This window comes from Streptococcus sp. HMSC077F03, assembly GCF_001812375.1.
GTDB lineage: Bacteria > Bacillota > Bacilli > Lactobacillales > Streptococcaceae > Streptococcus > Streptococcus oralis_S.
Map to the genome: position 1 here is coordinate 211,170 of NZ_KV808797.1, position 17,113 is coordinate 228,282.

Consider the following 17,113-nt stretch of genomic DNA (forward strand, 5'->3'; position numbering starts at 1 on the left):
ATGCAATTAAAAATGGTTTCTCTTTTTTCTTCGTTTTTCAGTTATTATTTTAAATTTTTCAAAAATTAACTTGACTTAATTTTTTTTTTAAGGTATATTAAAAGGCAGGAGGAATACAACTGTATGATACGTATCGAAAACCTCAGTGTCTCCTACAAAGAAACGTTGGCACTAAAGGATATTTCACTAGTGCTCCAAGGACCAACGATTACCGGAATTATTGGTCCAAATGGTGCTGGAAAATCAACTTTATTAAAAGGTATGTTGGGAATTATCCCACATGAAGGTCAGGCCTTTCTCGACGACAAAGAAGTCAAGAAATCTTTACATCGAGTTGCCTATGTCGAGCAAAAAATCCATATCGACTACAATTTCCCTATCAAGGTCAAGGAATGTGTCTCACTGGGACTCTATCCATCTATCCCGCTTTTTCACACTTTAAAGGCCAGCCACTGGAAAAAAGTGGCAGAGGCTCTTGAAATCGTTGGACTTTCAGACTATGCTGATCGCCAAATCAGCCAGCTCTCAGGAGGACAATTCCAACGTGTGTTGATTGCCCGCTGCCTTGTGCAGGAAGCTGACTACATCTTTTTAGATGAGCCTTTTGTCGGGATTGACTCGGTTAGTGAAGAGATTATCATGAACACGCTGAGAGACCTAAAAAAATCTGGTAAAACAGTTCTCATCGTCCATCATGACCTCAGCAAAGTCCCCCATTATTTCGACCAAGTTTTGCTTCTCAATCGAGAATTAATAGACCTTGGTCCGACTATAGAAACCTTTACCGAAGCCAATCTTAAAAAGGCCTACGGTAGCAAACTCTTTTTCAATGGAGGTGACCTATGATAGCAGAATTTATCAATGGATTGCAAAATTTCCATTTCCTACAAAACGCCTTGATAACAGCTATTGTCATCGGAGTTGTTGCTGGAGCTGTGGGATGTTTTATCATCCTACGTGGGATGTCTCTCATGGGAGATGCTATCTCTCACGCAGTTTTGCCCGGCGTAGCCCTTTCCTTTATCCTGGGAATTGATTTCTTTATTGGAGCGATCATCTTTGGTTTGATGGCTTCCATCATCATTACCTACATCAAGGGAAACTCTATCATCAAGAGTGACACCGCCATTGGTATTACCTTTTCATCTTTCTTAGCCTTAGGTGTCATCTTGATTAGTGTTGCCAAGAGTTCGACAGACCTCTTCCATATCCTTTTTGGGAATATCCTCGCTGTCCAAGATACGGACATGTGGATCACCATCGGTGTTGGGGCATTGATTCTTTTGATTATCGGGATTTTCTTTAAACAACTATTGATTACATCCTTTGACGAGCTCCTGGCTAAAGCCATGGGAATGCCCGTCAATTTCTACCACTATCTGCTCATGGTGCTCTTGACCCTTGTGTCAGTCACCGCCATGCAAAGTGTTGGAACTATTCTTATCGTAGCCATGTTGATCACCCCAGCTGCGACGGCTTACCTCTATGCTAATAGCCTAAAGAGCATGATTTTTCTTTCATCAAGTCTAGGAGCCCTAGCTTCTGTTGTGGGACTCTTTATCGGCTATAGCTTCAATCTCGCAGCAGGATCCAGCATCGTGCTCACATCCGCCAGCTTCTTTTTAATCAGTTTCTTTATCTCTCCTAAGCAACGATATTTGAAGCTGAAAAATAAACATTTGTTAAAATAAGGGGTAAAGCCCCAATAAATTGGAGGATCTAATGAAAAAATTAGGTACATTGTTCGTTCTCTTTCTTTCTGTCATTGCTCTTGTAGCATGTGCTAGCGGAAAAAAAGATGCAGCTTCTGGTCAAAAACTAAAAGTTGTTGCTACAAATTCAATCATCGCTGATATTACTAAAAATATTGCTGGTGACAAGATTGATCTTCACAGTATCGTTCCGATTGGACAAGACCCACACGAATACGAACCACTCCCTGAAGATGTTAAGAAAACTTCTGAGGCTGATCTCATTTTCTATAACGGTATCAACCTTGAAACAGGTGGCAATGCCTGGTTTACCAAATTGGTAGAAAATGCAAAGAAGACTGAAAACAAAGACTACTTTGCAGTCAGTGAAGGGGTTGAAGTTATCTACCTTGAAGGAAAAAATGAAAAAGGAAAAGAAGACCCACACGCTTGGCTTAACCTTGAAAATGGAATTATCTTTGCTAAAAATATCGCCAAACAATTGAGTGCTAAAGATCCTAACAACAAGGAATTCTATGAAAAAAATCTCAAAGAATATACTGATAAGTTAGACAAACTTGATAAAGAAAGTAAGGATAAATTTAATAACATCCCTGCTGAAAAGAAACTCATTGTAACCAGCGAAGGAGCATTCAAATACTTCTCTAAAGCCTACGGTGTCCCAAGTGCCTACATCTGGGAAATCAACACGGAAGAAGAAGGAACACCTGAACAAATCAAAACCTTGGTTGAAAAACTTCGCCAAACAAAAGTTCCATCTCTCTTTGTTGAGTCAAGTGTCGATGACCGTCCAATGAAGACTGTTTCACAAGACACAAATATCCCAATCTACGCACAAATCTTTACTGACTCAATCGCTGAAGAAGGTAAAGAAGGTGACAGCTACTACAACATGATGAAATACAACCTTGACAAGATCGCTGAAGGTTTGTCAAAATAATCCATTAAAAAACGTCGTTCTCACATGAACAGGCGTTTTTTTGGCCCTCAATTTCCAGTCAAATCATTGGAAAAATCTAACAATTCTCGGTAAAATAAAAGAAAAAAGAATGGAGTAGTTTCATGGCCACTTTTCTAGGAAATCCTGTAACCTTTACAGGTAAACAACTACAAGTCGGAGACAAGGCGCTCGACTTTTCCCTCACTACAACCGATCTCTCTAAAAAAACGCTAGCTGACTTTGATGGAAAGAAAAAAGTCTTGAGTGTTGTCCCTTCTATCGATACTGGTGTCTGCTCAACGCAAACACGTCGATTCAACCAAGAACTTGCCAACCTTGACAACACCGTCGTTCTTACCGTTTCTATGGACCTACCATTTGCCCAAGGACGCTGGTGTGGGGCTGAAGGTCTTGACAATGCCATCATGCTATCAGACTACTTTGACCATTCTTTCGGGCGCGATTATGCCCTTTTGATTAACGAGTGGCATCTCCTTGCACGTGCCGTCTTTGTTCTCGATACTGACAATGTCATCCGTTACGTAGAATACGTTGACAACATTAACACGGAGCCAAACTTTGAAGCTGCCATTGCTGCAGTGAAAGAACTGGACTAAAATCAAAGCCATTAGGGCAGAAGGCTAGAGAAATCTAGCTTTTTTTGATATACTAGATGGAGAGAAAAGACAAGAGGAAACGAATGACGCCAAATAAAGAAGATTATTTAAAATGTATTTATGAAATCGGTACGGAAATTCAAAAAATCACCAACAAAGAAATTGCTGCCCGTATGCAGGTCTCTCCACCTGCCGTAACAGAGATGATCAAACGCATGAAAAGTGAAAGTCTCATCCTCAAGGACAAGGAGAATGGCTATCTATTAACAGATATCGGCCTCGAACTGGTTTCTGAGCTCTATCGCAAACACCGGTTGATTGAAGTCTTTCTAGTCCACCATCTTGACTATACCAGCGATCAAATCCACGAGGAAGCTGAAGTTCTAGAGCACACTGTATCCGACCTCTTCGTAGAGAGACTGGATAAACTGCTGGGTTTCCCTAAAACCTGTCCCCACGGAGGAACCATCCCAGCCGAGGGAGAGCTCTTGATTGAAATCAATAACCTGCCACTAACGGCCGTACAGGAAGCTGGAACCTATCTCCTGACTCGTGTTCATGATAGTTTTGAACTACTCAAATATCTAGAAAAGCACGCAATTCATATCGGTGACCAACTCCAAGTCAAGCAGTTTGATGGCTTCAGTAATACCTTCACTATCCTCAGTAAAGACGAGGATTTACAAGTAAGTATGGACATTGCCAAACAACTCTATGTCGAAAAAATCGACTAATTTCTCAAGTACCCCAACCACCCCTGAAAATTTTATTTTCAGGGTTTTATTTCTATCATTTGATTTTACTTTCATTTAGTTGTAGAATATTTGTTAAAAAAAAGAAAGATAGTTTAACATATGAAAAAATCACTAAAAATTTTTGCGACATCCAAATGGTTTGACCTTTTCGGGGTTGCTTTGGTCGTTGGGATTGCGATTGCATCTGGTTACCTCAACTCACGTCTCGACAAATTTGTAGACTGGGGACCATGGACTGTACTTGTTCCCTTTGGATTGATTTCCGTAACCAACGTTGGGATTTCCATGTTGTCCACTCGTTTCACGGGAAAATTAAGCAAATGGGGAAATTACTTTGGCATTGTCAATACGATTTTGTCTGGTACCATTGATTATATCCTTGGAAATAAGGCGGCCATTATCACCTATCCTGTTACCTTTCTCATCTATACCTTTGCTATTAAGAAATGGGAAGCTTCGAAAGAAGGTAGACCCAACCAAATGAGCCAAAAACAGGTAAAATTGGCAGCCATCATCATTTCAATCATCGCCTTCCTCTTTGCCTTTGTGACCAACTATATCGGCTATGGAGGAAAGATGAATCTCCTTGCCTACGTGACAACTATTGCCTTTGCACTGTCCCTCATTGCCAATGCTTTAAACGCATTAAAACTGACAACTCAGTGGGGATTTTGGTTGATTTACAATTTTGTGCAGCTGACAAAGGCTGGCATTCAAGGCAACTTCGCTAATATCGGTAAATACATCTTTTATATCCTCAATGCAATCGGAGCTTTATTTGTCTGGAATGACAAAGAAGATAGATAACAGAAGGAAACTCAAATAAAGAAAGCAAGACGACTTAATAGAATCTTCCTTCTACTATTTATTATCATTTTATACTCTTCGAAAATCTCTTCAAACCACGTCAACGTCGCCTCGCCGTAGATATATGTAACTGACTTCGTCAGTCTTATCTACAACCTCAAAGCAGTGCTTTGAGCAACCTGCGGCTAGCTTCCTAGTTCGCTTTTTGATTTTCATTGAGTATTAGTTGTAACTCTCATTCGTTTGGTGTAGAATGAAGCTAGATAAAAGAGGGAGGTTTTCCTATGAAAAAGCTCTTTAGACTACACTTCGCAGCCATTGCAGTCAGCGATTTGCTACTATTGCTAACTTTCAGATCCCGATACGAACTTTTTTTGGAGAAAGGCCTGGTTTTTTGCTTCATTTTCATCCTTGCTCAAGGACTACTGCTGTCTCGCTTGGTCTTCCGACTCAAAAAACATTTCTCTGAGATTTATCCTCAAATCAATAAAAAGATTCGCTTCTACTATTTAGGGGTTCTCTCCATTGATTTTCTATTTTTTGTCCTTTTAGCCTTCGTTAGTTCTCATCGTTTTTCATCTCTTATGCCAATTGTCACTGCTTTCCATTCTACTTTTTATTATACGACGACTAACTACCTAAGAGAAAACTATCCTGACTTTTACGACAAACATATTTCTTTGTGGGATTGTCTCTAAACAAAAACCAAGCCAATAGGCTTGGTTTTCTTATCTATTTTTTGTATCAAGGATGATGGTGACCGGTCCGTCATTGACCAGCTCCACCTGCATATCCGCTCCAAAGATACCTGTCTGAACAGGCACTTCTTGCGCTAATTTTTGATTGAAAGCATCATAAAAGTTTGATGCCATATCAGGCTTGGCTGCACCTGTAAAGGCTGGACGATTGCCTTTCTTAGTATCTGCAAAGAGGGTAAACTGAGAAATCGAAAGGATTTCCCCTTCAATATCCTTGACAGATAGATTCATCTTGCCTTCTGCGTCTGAAAAGATCCGCATATTGACAAGCTTTCGGACAGCATAATCCAGATCTTCCTCTTGGTCTTCTGGTCCAACACCGACCAGTAATAAGAGCCCCTGATTGATTTTTCCCTGAACCTTACCTTCGATACTCACTTGGGCTTTTTTAACCCGTTGAATGATGATTTTCATAAGCGCCTTTCTATTCAATTATCCGTTGGTACGTTTGACAGAGTATACCTCTGGCACACTCTTGATTTTGTCAACGACCGTTGTCAGCGTAGAAAGGTTTGAAATTCCAAAAGACACATGGATATTGGCAAATTTCATATCCTTGGTTGGTTGAGCATTAACAGTTGAGATATTCTTAGTTGTATTGGAAAGAACTTGCAGAACATCATTTAAGAGACCTGTACGGTTGAGACCATAGATATCGATGTGGGCAGTATATTCCTTGCTTGAGAATTGATCTTCCCATTCCACATCAAGGAGACGTTGCTCATAGTTTTCTTGGGCACGGAGATTCATACAGTCCACACGGTGAATAGCTACACCGCGTCCCTTAGTAATGTAGCCGACAATGTCGTCACCCGGCACTGGATTACAACACTTGGCAATCCGAACTAGGAGACCTGAAGCACCTTCAATGACCACGCCACCCTCATGCTTAACCTTGAGGGTTTCTTTGTTTTCAACCTTAACTTCGCCACCTTTAACAAGCTCTTCTGCTTCCGCCTTGGCCTTGGCGCGTTCTTCCTCACGACGTTCCTTTTCGGTCAAGCGGTTAAAGACCGTAATAGCGCCAATTTCTCCAAAACCAATGGCTGCATAGAGAGCCTCTTCTGTCTTGTAGCTGGTCTTTTGAAGAACCTCGTCCATATGACGCTTGTCCATAAACTTATTGGCTACATAGCCGTTTTCTTGGAACTGGGCCATCAACATTTCACGGCCCTTGTTAACGGATAATTCCTTGTCTTGATTTTTAAAGAACTGACGAATCTTGTTGCGCGCCTTGCTGGTCTTGACCATGTTGAGCCAGTCACGACTCGGACCAAAGGAGTTGGGATTGGTGATAATTTCAACCTGATCCCCTGTCTTGAGCTTGGTTGTCAGCGGAACCATACGGCCATTGACCTTGGCACCAGTTGCTTTTTCACCGACTTTGGTATGGATTTCATAGGCAAAGTCAATCGGTCCTGAATCTTTTGGTAGGGAGCGAACCGCACCATCAGGAGTAAAGACGTAAATCTCCTCCGCCAGATAGTTTTCTTTAACAGAGTCCACAAATTCCTTGGCATCATCAGCCTGGTCTTGGAGCTCCATCATCTCCTTGATCCAGCTCATCCCAATAGCAGATTCCTTGCTGTTGACCTGCCCTTTAATGCCTTTCTTATAAGCCCAGTGAGCCGCAACCCCGTACTCAGCCACTTCGTGCATTTCCTTGGTCCGAATCTGGAACTCAATCGGCCCTTTTGGCCCATAAACAGTCGTATGGATAGACTGGTAACCGTTGGCCTTACGATTTGCGATATAGTCTTTGAAGCGACCTGGCATAGGTTTCCAAAGTTCATGCACATAACCCAGCATAGCGTAAACATCACTCTGGGTATCTAAGATACAGCGAATGGCAATCAGGTCATAAATTTCCTCAAAGCGTTTCTTCTTATCCTGCATCTTGCGGTAGATCGAATAGATATGCTTAGGACGACCATAGATTTTCCCTTTGAGATTTCTTTCTGTAGCGTACTCTTCCAACTTGGTTACAACTTCATCGACCAAAGCCTCACGTTCTCTGCGTTTTTCCTTCATCATGTGGGTGATCTTGTAAAACTCAGTTGGATTGAGATAACGGAAAGATAGATCTTCCAACTCCCACTTGACACTGGAAATCCCTAGACGATGAGCAAGTGGTGCATAAATTTCCATGGTTTCTCTGGAGATACGCTCTTGCTTGTCCTTTCGAAGGTGTTTGAGAGTCCGCATATTGTGCAAACGGTCCGATAATTTAACCAAGATAACACGGATATCCTCTGACATGGCCATAAGCATCTTGCGGTGATTTTCAGCCAATTGTTCCTCGAGTGATTTGTACTCAACCTTACCAAGCTTGGTCACCCCATCAACGATAATCCGAACATCATGACCGAACTCTCTCTCTAGATCATCCAGTGTCGCATCTGTGTCTTCAACCACGTCATGCAAAAAACCACAGGCAACGGTTACGGCATCCAGCTTGAGCTTAGCCAGAATGCCTGCTACCTGAATGGGATGGATAATATAGGGCTCTCCTGATTTCCGAAACTGCCCACTATGACAATCAACTGCGTAAATCAATGCTTTTTGTACAAAAGCAACGTCTTCCTTTGTTAAATATTCTTTCGTTAAAGCGACTACCTGATCGCCCGTCAAATTCACTTCTTTCGGCATCTATACTCTCCAATTCTTCCTACCATTTTATCACTTTTTTAAGAATATTAAAACTAGAAAAGCCTGTTTTCATGCCTAACCTAAGCAATTAAAAGAAAAAACACTGCCAGATTTCTCTAGCAGTGTTTTGATATTTCATTTGCTTAGTAGACTGTTTTTTCAGTTTCTACATCGAAGAAGTGTGCTTTATTCAAGTCAAATCCAAGTTCAACTGTTGCACCTGTTTGCAAGTAGTCACGAGCATCCACTTTGGCAACAAATTCGTCTTTACCAACTTGGCAGTAAAGGTGAGATTCTGAACCAAGCAATTCTGATACGGAGATAGTAGCTTTGACAACTGATTCTGGGAATGTTTCAAGGAAAGCAGGTTCTGCATTCACGTCTTCTGGACGGATACCGAAGATCAATTCTTTTCCTTCGTAGCCTTTTTCACGAAGAACTTTCAAAGCACCTTCTGGAACTTTCAAGCGGAAACCGTCAGAAACAATTTCGCTACCAACCAATTTCACATTGATGAAGTTCATAGCTGGGCTTCCGATGAATCCTGCTACGAATTTATTAACTGGGTTTTTGTAAACTTCTTGAGGAGTACCGATTTGTTCTATACGTCCGATAGTACCTGTACCAGCAGGGTTCTTAGTTGCTGACATGATAACGATACGGTCTGCAAGTGTCATCGCTTCTGTTTGGTCGTGGGTTACGTAGATAGTTGTAGCACCGATACGACGGTGAATCTTCGCAATTTCAGCACGCATAGATACACGAAGTTTGGCATCCAAGTTTGACAAAGGTTCGTCCATCAAGAACACTTTTGCATCACGGACGATGGCACGACCCATGGCAACACGTTGACGTTGACCACCTGAGAGGTCAGCAGGTTTACGATCCAAGAATTCTTTCAAACCAAGGATTGCTGCCGCTTCTTGCACACGTTTGTCGATGTCTTCTTTGCTGTATTTACGCAATTTCAAACCGAAAGCCATGTTGTCATAAACAGTCATGTGTGGGTAAAGAGCGTAGTTTTGGAATACCATGGCGATGTCACGGTCTTTTGGAGCCACGTCATTGACAACCACGCCATCGATAGATGCAGTACCTTCTGTAATGTCTTCAAGACCCGCAATCATACGAAGAGTTGTTGATTTACCACATCCTGAAGGACCTACGAAAACTATAAATTCTTTATCTTTGATGTCCAAGTTGAAGTCTTCAACTGAGTAGTGTTCGCTGTTTGGATATTTTTTGTAAATGTTTTTAAGATTTAATTCTACCATCGAGGTGAACTCCTTTTGTCTTTTGATAGTCTTATTATAGATGAAAACGCTTTACTTTTCTATGGCAAGGTGACCAAAAAAACAAAAAAGTTCTGTGCAACTTGCACAAAACTTTAGAGAATATCTGGTAAAATCAACTGATAACAAAGGGTGAGATCCGTCAACTCCTTCAACTGAAGCCCTGTCAATTCTTCCCATCTATCAATCTTGTATTGGAGAGAGTTGCGGTGCAGATAGAGTTGCTGGGCTGTTTTAGTTAGGACAGCACTGTTTTCCCAAAAAGAGAGAATGATTTCCTGAATCTGATCCTGATCCAAGATCATCTGATGCAGGCATTCTTTAATGACTCTCAGGTCCACAAGTCTTTCTCCCATACTCCACAGATAGAGTTGTGAAAAGGTGTGTACACCTTGATGACCTTGACGCCACCAAGCCTTAAACAAATTTCGCTCTGCTTTGATTAAGTCTGATAGGGCTTGATGTCCTGTCTGAGACCAAACCTGGCCTAACATGATGGACAGACGAAGGCCAAAGTCATACTCTACTGCCTCAATCGTATCAGATAAGATTGAGCGAACAGAGGTGTACTTATCTTGTTGAAGCACAAATACATAATCCTGAGCCCCGACCTGTAGCACTGTCTGGCAGTTGGGAAAAAGAGTCCGCATCATGTCTAGCCAAGAGGATAGATTTTCCTGTTGGAAATAGGAAAGATGGCAATAAACCAGCTGAATCTTTTTGAAAGTTTGCGGTGCCTGCCCCTTCCCCTCAATCAGATAGGGATACCAAGGATTGAGCGAACGAGCCTGCTCTTGCTGGGTCAAAAGGGCAACCAGCTGCTTTTCACGCTCGCTGAGCCCAGCTTCCTCCAGTAAAATCCACTGCTGAGAAGCTAAAGGGAGAGTTAGATAGCCTGGTTTCTCTACTGGCTGATCTGAAATCTGAGCTTCAGGGAACCAGTCTTGTAATTCCTTTGCAATCATATTCTAGCCCTCCACTTTTTGGATGCACCAAGAAATTATGGTCTCTAGACGCTCCAGATTTTCAGTCAGATGGAGATAGCCCATGACTGCTTCAAAACCTGTAGACATGCGGTAAGTCACCACATCAGCATTTTTAGCCTTTGTGTGGCTATTGGTATTGCGACCACGTTTATAGATTTCTTCTTCTTTTTCCGTCAGGACTTGCTCCTCCAACATGAGGGCAATCAAGCGAGCCTGAGCCTTGGCTGAGACATACTTAGTCGCCTCTTGGTGGAGTTTGTTGGGTTTGGTCATGCCTTTACGGATGAGATGGCGACGGATATACATGGAGTAAACTGCATCTCCTTCAAAAGCTAGCGCAATCCCGTTAATGAGATTGACATCAATCACGAGTCCACCTCACTCCATCCTTGGTATCAAGGAGCTTAATTCCTTGAGTCGCTAATTGGTCACGGATTTGGTCTGCTGTCGCAAAGTCACGATTGGCACGCGCTTCTTGACGTTTTTGGATCAAAGCTTCAATCTCTGCATCCAAAACTTCCTCAACAAAGACAATCCCAAAGACCTCCAACATATCCGCAAGAGCTTCCTTAACACTTGCATCATAGTTTCCTGAGTTGATCCATTTGGCCATTTCAAAGACAACTGTGATACCGTTGGCGGAGTTGAAATCCTCATCCATAGCGGCAACAAACTTGTCTTTAAAAGCTTGTAACTCTTGGGTATCCACGTTTCCTGTAAATGGTTGTTCGTAAGTGTTCTTCAGATATTTGAGATTAGTTTCGGCGTCTCGCACTGCTTTTTCGGTAAAGTTGATAGGCTTACGGTAATGCTGAGTCGCAAAGAAGAAACGCAACACTTGCCCATCGAGGGTTTTGAGGGCATCGTGTACGGTTATAAAGTTGCCCAAGGACTTAGACATCTTAACATTGTCGATATTGACAAAGCCATTGTGCATCCAGTAGTTAGCAAAAGTCTTGCCTGTTTTTGCTTCTGACTGGGCAATTTCGTTGGTATGGTGAGGAAACTCCAAATCAGCTCCACCACCGTGGATATCAATGGTATCTCCCAAAATCTCTGTCGACATGACTGAACATTCAATATGCCAACCCGGACGACCAGGTCCCCAAGGGCTATCCCAGGAAATCTCGCCTGGCTTTGCAGCTTTCCAAAGGGCAAAGTCTACAGGATTTTCCTTGCGAGCCGTTTCTTCATCGGTACGACCTGAAGCACCCAGCTCCAAATCTTCCAAGGTTTTATTGGCCAATTTAGCATAGTTGTGAGATTTTTCCACGCGGAAGTAAACATCTCCTTGACTCTCGTAAGCATAACCTTTTTCAATCAAGACTTCCACAAAACGAATGATGTCCGCCATAAACTCCACCACACGCGGATGGCGAGTCGCAGGTTTCACGCCCAAAGCTGTCACATCCTCACGAAAGGCAGCGATGTACTTGTCCGCAACCTCCAGAGGCGTGATACCTTCTTCCTTGGCACGGTTGATAATCTTATCGTCTACATCTGTAAAGTTGGAAATATAGGCAACTTCGTAGCCACGGTATTCGAAATAACGACGAATGGTATCAAAAGCCACCGTCGAACGGGCATTCCCTACGTGAATATAGTTGTATACCGTTGGCCCACAGACATACATGCGAACCTTTCCTTCTTCGATTGGGACAAATTCTCGCAAATCACGAGACATGGTGTCGTAAATTTTAATCATGCGGTCCACTCCCTTCTCTATTTCTGACTTTTTCGGCTGAAAACCAGCTCTGCAAAAGGGCCAAATTGTCTGAGGCTATCCAGTTGGTAAAAGCGCTGCCCTTCCTCTTGGGTAAAGAGGGGAACCCCCTTTCCTAGGATAAGGGGCGCTATCTGAATAATGAGGTGATCGAAAAGATCCGCATCCAAGAGCGGTCCTACCAAGGAATTACCACCAATCACAAAGACATTTTTGCCTTTGTCAATCTGGCGAACAAAGTCCACCACATCCCCAGCTACTGGCTGGTAATTGCTGACAGGCAGATGCCTATCATGCGTAAAGACATAATTTTCCGTAGCTTGATAAAAACTTTCTACATCTTGTAAATCTTGGATTTCCTCAAAGGTCCGCTTGCCCATGATGGTGATATCCATTTGTCTGTAAAAGTCATCATAGCCTGTATCCTCTACAGAACCAAGCTGATGCAGCCAGTCTATCCTGTGCTGGCTGTCTGCCAAGTAGCCATCCATGGTGATACAGCCGTAAAAATATACTGCCATTCTTGTAGTTACCTTTCTAGTTCCTTTGCTATTGTCAAAGCGATATTGAAAAAAGTCATGGCATCAGCTGTCCGCTCTTCATGGCGGGCATCCCAGGTTCTGTTATGATGATCCACATAGTCAGCTGTGTAGAAGAACTGATAGACTTTACTCTTGCGAAATTGACTCCAAGCCATGATAGCTGAAGCTTCCATGTCCACCACTTGAGCTCCAGCAGCCAAGCGACGTTTGACCTTATCAGGCGTTTCTCGATAAAAGGCATCAGTCGTCCAAGACTTGGTGCGGATATGTTCGATATTGTGCTTGTCAAAGATGGCTTCCAGCTCGATCAGCAGAGACTCGTCATAGGCGACTTCATCACCCGGTGGGGCATAGTGATAGCTAGTTCCTTCATCTCGCAATGCTGCCGCAGGTAGGATAATTTTATCCGCCTCAATTGAGCGGTCCAAAACGCCACAGGAACCTAAAATGATAAAATTTTTGAAGCCTCTGGCCGCCAACTCCTCCAGCTGGCCGACTATCATGGGAGCCCCAATTGGAGCCAACATAACTGCTAGCTTGCTAGGTCCTTGGCCATAAATATACCATGGATGATGGCCGTTTATGCTTTTCAAATAGCCTCCCGGATAGACATCTTCTGACTCAATCAAACGTTTCAGAATTTCGCCATTAAAGGACAGAATGATGGTTTCGCATACCTCTCCCTTGTCATGGACTGGCTTTTCAGTTGGCTCAATAACTGCTGCTACATCTTCAAATTCCTCTAATAGCATAACTTCTCTTTCTTTAAGGCTCCAGCAAATCCGCCTTCATTTTATTTAGACGGCGCAGTTTGGTCTCATCTTTTTTGGCTTCACTGATATAATGAGCCCATTCACGCTGGTGGCTAGGTGGCAGTTTAATAAAGCGCTCCTTAGCAAGACCATCCAAGCGTTCTTGCAACTCAAGAACTGCCTGGTTCAAAATTGCGTCTGATAAATCTGACATAGTTCTTACCTCCTGTCATACTTCACCTCGATAACTTTGCTACCCTATCCTACAACCCCGACGATCTGTGACTGGCTTCTTTAGCCTGCTCGAGTTTATTGACGTAGTACTCTCGTTTTTCTTCGACTTCGTGGATCGTTGGTTCATCCTTCTGTCCATGAACTCGGACGATCTTAGCTGGAATACCGACAACTGTCACATCACTAGGTACGTCTGCCACGACTACTGCAGCAGCACCGACTTTGGCATTTTCGCCGATTTCTACCGGTCCGATGACTTGGGCATGGGCTGAAATCAGCGCCCCTTTTCGGACAGTCGGATGGCGTTTACCAACATCCTTCCCTGTTCCACCAAGAGTCACTCCGTGATAGAGAAGAACGCCTTTTTCAACAATCGCCGTCTCTCCAATCACCAAGCCTGAGCCATGGTCGATAAAAACACCTGATTCTATCTGAGCACCCGGATGAATCTCTATCTGAGTCCAAAAGCGCCAAAACTGACTGTGCATACGAGCCAAGAGTTTGAAGCCGTGCTTCCAGAGAAAATGCGAGAGACGGTGGGCAGCTAAGGCCTTGACACCTGGATAAGTCAGCAAAACTTCCAAACTATTGCGTGCCGCTGGATCATTTTCTTTTACGATATCAATGGTTTCGCGCCACCATCCCATACATTTCTCCTTTTCTTATTCTGAATCTTTTGGTGTTTCTGTAAATTCTTTCTTAGGTTTGTGGTCCTTGTGATGACGTGGACGGTGAGGTCGCTCAGACTTTTCACCTTTTTCATCATGCTCAGGTTTTGGAGGACGAGGAAGAAGAACTTTCATAGAGGCATCGATACGGCCTTTTTCATCAATCTTGATAACCTTAACGTCGACTTCATCACCGATAGCTACCAAGTCCTCAACACGGTTGGTACGAGTCCAAGCCATTTCAGAAATATGCACAAGTGCATCTGTCTTATCAAAGAGGTTGACAAAGGCACCAAATTTCTCGATACGAACAACCTTGGCATGGTAAACTTCATCTACTTTAGCCTCACGAACCAAGCCAGCAATGATTTCTTTGGCACGGTTAATAGCAGCTTGGTCACTAGAGTAGATAGATACATTTCCTTCTTCGTCGATATCAATCTTAACGCCTGTTTCAGCGATAATCTTGTCAATAGTTTCGCCACCCTTACCGATGACAATCTTGATTTTGTCCACATCAATCTTGATGGTGTCAATTTTTGGAGCAGTTGGAGCCAATTCTGGACGCACTTCTGGAATAGTAGCTTCGATCACATCAAGGATTTCAAAACGCGCTTTCTTGGCTTGAGCAAGGGCTTCAGTCAAGATTTCTGCAGTAATTCCTTGGATCTTGATATCCATTTGAAGGGCTGTAATCCCCTCACGAGTACCTGCCACCTTAAAGTCCATGTCTCCAAAGTGGTCTTCCAAACCTTGGATATCTGTCAATACAGTGTAGTTATTTCCATCAGAGATGAGACCCATGGCAATACCCGCTACTGGCGCCTTGATTGGTACACCACCAGCCATAAGGGCAAGAGTTCCCGCACAGATAGAGGCTTGAGATGAAGAACCATTTGATTCTAATACTTCTGCTACTAGACGGATAGCGTATGGGAATTCTTCCAAGCTTGGCAATACTTGCGCAAGGGCACGCTCACCGAGAGCACCGTGACCAATCTCACGACGACCTGGAGCACCATAACGACCTGTTTCCCCTACAGAGTATTGAGGAAAGTTATAGTGGTGCATAAAGCGTTTCTTGTACTCTGGATCCAAACCATCGATGATTTGAGTTTCCCCCATCGGAGCCAAGGTCAAGATAGAAAGAGCTTGAGTTTGCCCACGAGTGAAGAGACCAGAACCGTGTACACGAGGAAGGAAGTCAACAACCGCATCCAAAGGACGGATTTCATCGACCTTACGACCGTCAGGACGAACCTTGTCTTCTGTGATCAAACGACGCACTTCTGCGTGTTCCATTTGTTCCAAGATTTCAGCCACATCACGCATGATTCGTTCAAATTCTTCATGGTCTGCATATTTTTCTTCGTAAACAGCAGTCACTTGGTCTTTGACTGCTTGAGTTGCAGCTTCACGAGCCAATTTTTCTTCTACTTGAACCGCTTTTTGGAGGTCACTGTTGTAGGCTGCGATGATTTCAGCCTGTAATTCAGCATCTACGTGAAGCAATTCCACCTCTGCTTTTTCTTTACCAACTGCAGCAACGATTTCTTCTTGGAAGGCAATCAATTCTTTGACTGCTTCGTGACCTTTAAGAAGGGCTTCCAACATGATTTCTTCTGACAATTCTTTGGCACCAGACTCAACCATGTTGATAGCGTGTTTGGTCCCAGCTACTGTCAATTCAAGAAGCGAACGCTCTGCCTGTTCTTGAGTAGGGTTGATAATGATTTGGCCGTCGACATAGCCCACTTGTACCCCAGCAATAGGTCCGTCAAACGGAATATCTGAGATAGAAAGTGCCAATGATGAACCAAACATAGCTGCCATTGGTGCAGATGCATTTTCATCATAAGAAAGCACAGTGTTGATCACTTGCACTTCGTTACGGAAACCTTCCGCAAACATTGGGCGGATTGGACGGTCAATCAAACGCGCTGTCAATGTCGCATCAGTTGAAGGACGTCCTTCACGCTTCATAAAGCCACCAGGAAACTTCCCAGCTGCATACATTTTTTCTTCGTAGTTGACTTGAAGTGGGAAGAAATCCCCAGTTGCCATTTTCTTAGACATCACGGCTGCAGTCAAGACAGTTGACTCACCGTAACGGACGACAACAGCGCCATTTGCTTGCTTAGCAACCTGACCAGTCTCTACGATTAACTCACGACCCGCAAAAGTCGTTTGAAACACTTGTTTTGTCATTTTAATCCCCTTTGGATTGATGAAATTATACGCCTTGCCTACAAAGATCAAGATACTAAGGTCGCAAAAAGCAAAGTAAAAATAGGAAACTGGCGAAGTCTTCGATGAAGACAAGACAGTTTATCTTTTTTACACAGCTTTTCGGCCGAGTTCAATTACTCATGATAGCATAAATTGACGCAGTGTGCGATGCACACCAGGAAATCTATCTTTTTCACTAGGGATTTAGCCCGGGTTCAACTATCAAGATACTAAGGACGTAAAAAGCAAAGTAAAAATAGGAAACTGGCGAAGTCTTCGATGAAGACAAGACAGTTTATCTTTTTTACACAGCTTTTCGGCCGAGTTCAATTACTCATGATAGCATAAATTGACGCAGTGTGCGATGCACACCAGGAAGTCTATCTTTTTCACTAGGGATTTAGCCCGAGTTCAACTATCAAGATACTAAGGTCGCAAAAAGCAAAGTA

18 protein-coding genes are annotated in these 17,113 nt (G+C 43.1%); 7 read left to right on the forward strand and 11 right to left on the reverse strand.

The features are described from left to right. Positions 1 to 123: 123 nt before the first annotated feature. The 7 genes from HMPREF2853_RS08240 to HMPREF2853_RS10135 all read left to right on the forward strand — a co-directional run bounded on the left by HMPREF2853_RS08240 (position 124) and on the right by HMPREF2853_RS10135 (position 5,529). Complete coding sequence (locus HMPREF2853_RS08240) at positions 124 to 846, forward strand: metal ABC transporter ATP-binding protein (RefSeq protein WP_049477396.1); 723 nt, start codon at positions 124 to 126, stop codon at positions 844 to 846. After that, positions 843 to 1,691, forward strand: a complete 849-nt coding sequence (locus HMPREF2853_RS08245; RefSeq protein WP_070535722.1) for a metal ABC transporter permease — start codon at positions 843 to 845, stop codon at positions 1,689 to 1,691. The genes HMPREF2853_RS08240 and HMPREF2853_RS08245 overlap by 4 nt, the downstream gene beginning before the upstream one ends. Positions 1,692 to 1,722: 31 nt before the next feature. Next, positions 1,723 to 2,652 (forward strand): metal ABC transporter substrate-binding lipoprotein/adhesin PsaA, encoded by a 930-nt coding sequence (gene psaA, locus HMPREF2853_RS08250; protein ID WP_045590532.1) that lies wholly within the window; start codon positions 1,723 to 1,725, stop codon positions 2,650 to 2,652. Positions 2,653 to 2,774: 122 nt separating this feature from the next. Beyond that, positions 2,775 to 3,269, forward strand: a complete 495-nt coding sequence (tpx, locus tag HMPREF2853_RS08255; protein ID WP_070535725.1) for a thiol peroxidase — start codon at positions 2,775 to 2,777, stop codon at positions 3,267 to 3,269. Between the two features lie 83 nt (positions 3,270 to 3,352). Next, positions 3,353 to 4,003, forward strand: coding sequence for a metal-dependent transcriptional regulator (locus tag HMPREF2853_RS08260; RefSeq protein ID WP_070535729.1), 651 nt, complete (start codon positions 3,353 to 3,355; stop codon positions 4,001 to 4,003). Between the two features lie 120 nt (positions 4,004 to 4,123). Beyond that, positions 4,124 to 4,831, forward strand: a complete 708-nt coding sequence (locus tag HMPREF2853_RS08270) for a nicotinamide mononucleotide transporter (RefSeq protein WP_000749121.1) — start codon at positions 4,124 to 4,126, stop codon at positions 4,829 to 4,831. Positions 4,832 to 5,115: 284 nt separating this feature from the next. Beyond that, complete coding sequence (locus HMPREF2853_RS10135) at positions 5,116 to 5,529, forward strand: hypothetical protein (protein WP_070535732.1); 414 nt, start codon at positions 5,116 to 5,118, stop codon at positions 5,527 to 5,529. Positions 5,530 to 5,559: 30 nt separating this feature from the next. Here HMPREF2853_RS10135 and dtd read toward each other — a convergent pair whose 3' ends face one another. From dtd to pnp, 11 genes are all read right to left on the reverse strand, one after another. Next, positions 5,560 to 6,003 carry a D-aminoacyl-tRNA deacylase gene (gene dtd / locus HMPREF2853_RS08280; RefSeq protein ID WP_000691396.1) on the reverse strand — a complete coding sequence of 148 codons (444 nt, stop codon included), beginning with the start codon at positions 6,001 to 6,003 and terminating at the stop codon, positions 5,560 to 5,562. An 18-nt stretch (positions 6,004 to 6,021) separates the two neighbouring features. Continuing rightward, positions 6,022 to 8,238: a RelA/SpoT family protein gene (locus tag HMPREF2853_RS08285; protein ID WP_070535734.1), complete on the reverse strand. Its 2,217-nt coding sequence runs from the start codon at positions 8,236 to 8,238 to the stop codon at positions 6,022 to 6,024. Positions 8,239 to 8,381: 143 nt separating this feature from the next. Next, the gene (locus HMPREF2853_RS08290) at positions 8,382 to 9,512 is read right to left on the reverse strand and encodes an ABC transporter ATP-binding protein (RefSeq protein WP_070535737.1); all 1,131 of its coding nucleotides are present in this window, start codon (positions 9,510 to 9,512) and stop codon (positions 8,382 to 8,384) included. Positions 9,513 to 9,625: 113 nt separating this feature from the next. Then, positions 9,626 to 10,495 carry a helix-turn-helix domain-containing protein gene (locus HMPREF2853_RS08295; RefSeq protein WP_070535739.1) on the reverse strand — a complete coding sequence of 290 codons (870 nt, stop codon included), beginning with the start codon at positions 10,493 to 10,495 and terminating at the stop codon, positions 9,626 to 9,628. 3 nt (positions 10,496 to 10,498) lie between these two features. Further along, positions 10,499 to 10,885, reverse strand: coding sequence for a Mini-ribonuclease 3 (locus HMPREF2853_RS08300; RefSeq protein WP_070535742.1), 387 nt, complete (start codon positions 10,883 to 10,885; stop codon positions 10,499 to 10,501). Further along, positions 10,878 to 12,221 carry a cysteine--tRNA ligase gene (gene cysS, locus HMPREF2853_RS08305; RefSeq protein ID WP_070535745.1) on the reverse strand — a complete coding sequence of 448 codons (1,344 nt, stop codon included), beginning with the start codon at positions 12,219 to 12,221 and terminating at the stop codon, positions 10,878 to 10,880. The genes HMPREF2853_RS08300 and cysS overlap by 8 nt, the downstream gene beginning before the upstream one ends. A gap of 17 nt (positions 12,222 to 12,238) precedes the next feature. Further along, positions 12,239 to 12,760: a dihydrofolate reductase family protein gene (locus HMPREF2853_RS08310; RefSeq protein WP_000301981.1), complete on the reverse strand. Its 522-nt coding sequence runs from the start codon at positions 12,758 to 12,760 to the stop codon at positions 12,239 to 12,241. 8 nt (positions 12,761 to 12,768) lie between these two features. Further along, positions 12,769 to 13,533, reverse strand: coding sequence for a nucleoside phosphorylase (locus HMPREF2853_RS08315; protein ID WP_000923404.1), 765 nt, complete (start codon positions 13,531 to 13,533; stop codon positions 12,769 to 12,771). A 13-nt stretch (positions 13,534 to 13,546) separates the two neighbouring features. After that, on the reverse strand, positions 13,547 to 13,747 hold the full coding sequence (locus tag HMPREF2853_RS08320) for a YdeI/OmpD-associated family protein (protein WP_002882686.1): 201 nt from the start codon (positions 13,745 to 13,747) through the stop codon (positions 13,547 to 13,549). 49 nt (positions 13,748 to 13,796) lie between these two features. Next, entirely contained in the window at positions 13,797 to 14,414 is a 618-nt protein-coding gene (cysE, locus tag HMPREF2853_RS08325) for a serine O-acetyltransferase (RefSeq protein ID WP_070535748.1), read from the reverse strand. 15 nt (positions 14,415 to 14,429) lie between these two features. Then, on the reverse strand, positions 14,430 to 16,643 hold the full coding sequence (pnp, locus tag HMPREF2853_RS08330; protein WP_070535751.1) for a polyribonucleotide nucleotidyltransferase: 2,214 nt from the start codon (positions 16,641 to 16,643) through the stop codon (positions 14,430 to 14,432). Between the last annotated feature and the right edge of the window lie 470 nt (positions 16,644 to 17,113).

Coding starts and splice junctions, on each gene's coding strand:
- HMPREF2853_RS08285 (WP_070535734.1), bottom strand. CDS start 8,238: ATGCCGAAAGAAGTGAATTTGACGGGCGATCAGGTAGTCGCTTTAACG.
- HMPREF2853_RS10135 (WP_070535732.1), top strand. CDS start 5,116: ATGAAAAAGCTCTTTAGACTACACTTCGCAGCCATTGCAGTCAGCGAT.
- tpx (WP_070535725.1), top strand. CDS start 2,775: ATGGCCACTTTTCTAGGAAATCCTGTAACCTTTACAGGTAAACAACTA.
- HMPREF2853_RS08260 (WP_070535729.1), top strand. CDS start 3,353: ATGACGCCAAATAAAGAAGATTATTTAAAATGTATTTATGAAATCGGT.
- HMPREF2853_RS08240 (WP_049477396.1), top strand. CDS start 124: ATGATACGTATCGAAAACCTCAGTGTCTCCTACAAAGAAACGTTGGCA.
- pnp (WP_070535751.1), bottom strand. CDS start 16,643: ATGACAAAACAAGTGTTTCAAACGACTTTTGCGGGTCGTGAGTTAATC.
- HMPREF2853_RS08295 (WP_070535739.1), bottom strand. CDS start 10,495: ATGATTGCAAAGGAATTACAAGACTGGTTCCCTGAAGCTCAGATTTCA.
- HMPREF2853_RS08315 (WP_000923404.1), bottom strand. CDS start 13,533: ATGCTATTAGAGGAATTTGAAGATGTAGCAGCAGTTATTGAGCCAACT.
- psaA (WP_045590532.1), top strand. CDS start 1,723: ATGAAAAAATTAGGTACATTGTTCGTTCTCTTTCTTTCTGTCATTGCT.
- cysE (WP_070535748.1), bottom strand. CDS start 14,414: ATGGGATGGTGGCGCGAAACCATTGATATCGTAAAAGAAAATGATCCA.
- HMPREF2853_RS08270 (WP_000749121.1), top strand. CDS start 4,124: ATGAAAAAATCACTAAAAATTTTTGCGACATCCAAATGGTTTGACCTT.
- HMPREF2853_RS08290 (WP_070535737.1), bottom strand. CDS start 9,512: ATGGTAGAATTAAATCTTAAAAACATTTACAAAAAATATCCAAACAGC.
- HMPREF2853_RS08310 (WP_000301981.1), bottom strand. CDS start 12,760: ATGGCAGTATATTTTTACGGCTGTATCACCATGGATGGCTACTTGGCA.
- HMPREF2853_RS08245 (WP_070535722.1), top strand. CDS start 843: ATGATAGCAGAATTTATCAATGGATTGCAAAATTTCCATTTCCTACAA.
- dtd (WP_000691396.1), bottom strand. CDS start 6,003: ATGAAAATCATCATTCAACGGGTTAAAAAAGCCCAAGTGAGTATCGAA.
- HMPREF2853_RS08320 (WP_002882686.1), bottom strand. CDS start 13,747: ATGTCAGATTTATCAGACGCAATTTTGAACCAGGCAGTTCTTGAGTTG.
- cysS (WP_070535745.1), bottom strand. CDS start 12,221: ATGATTAAAATTTACGACACCATGTCTCGTGATTTGCGAGAATTTGTC.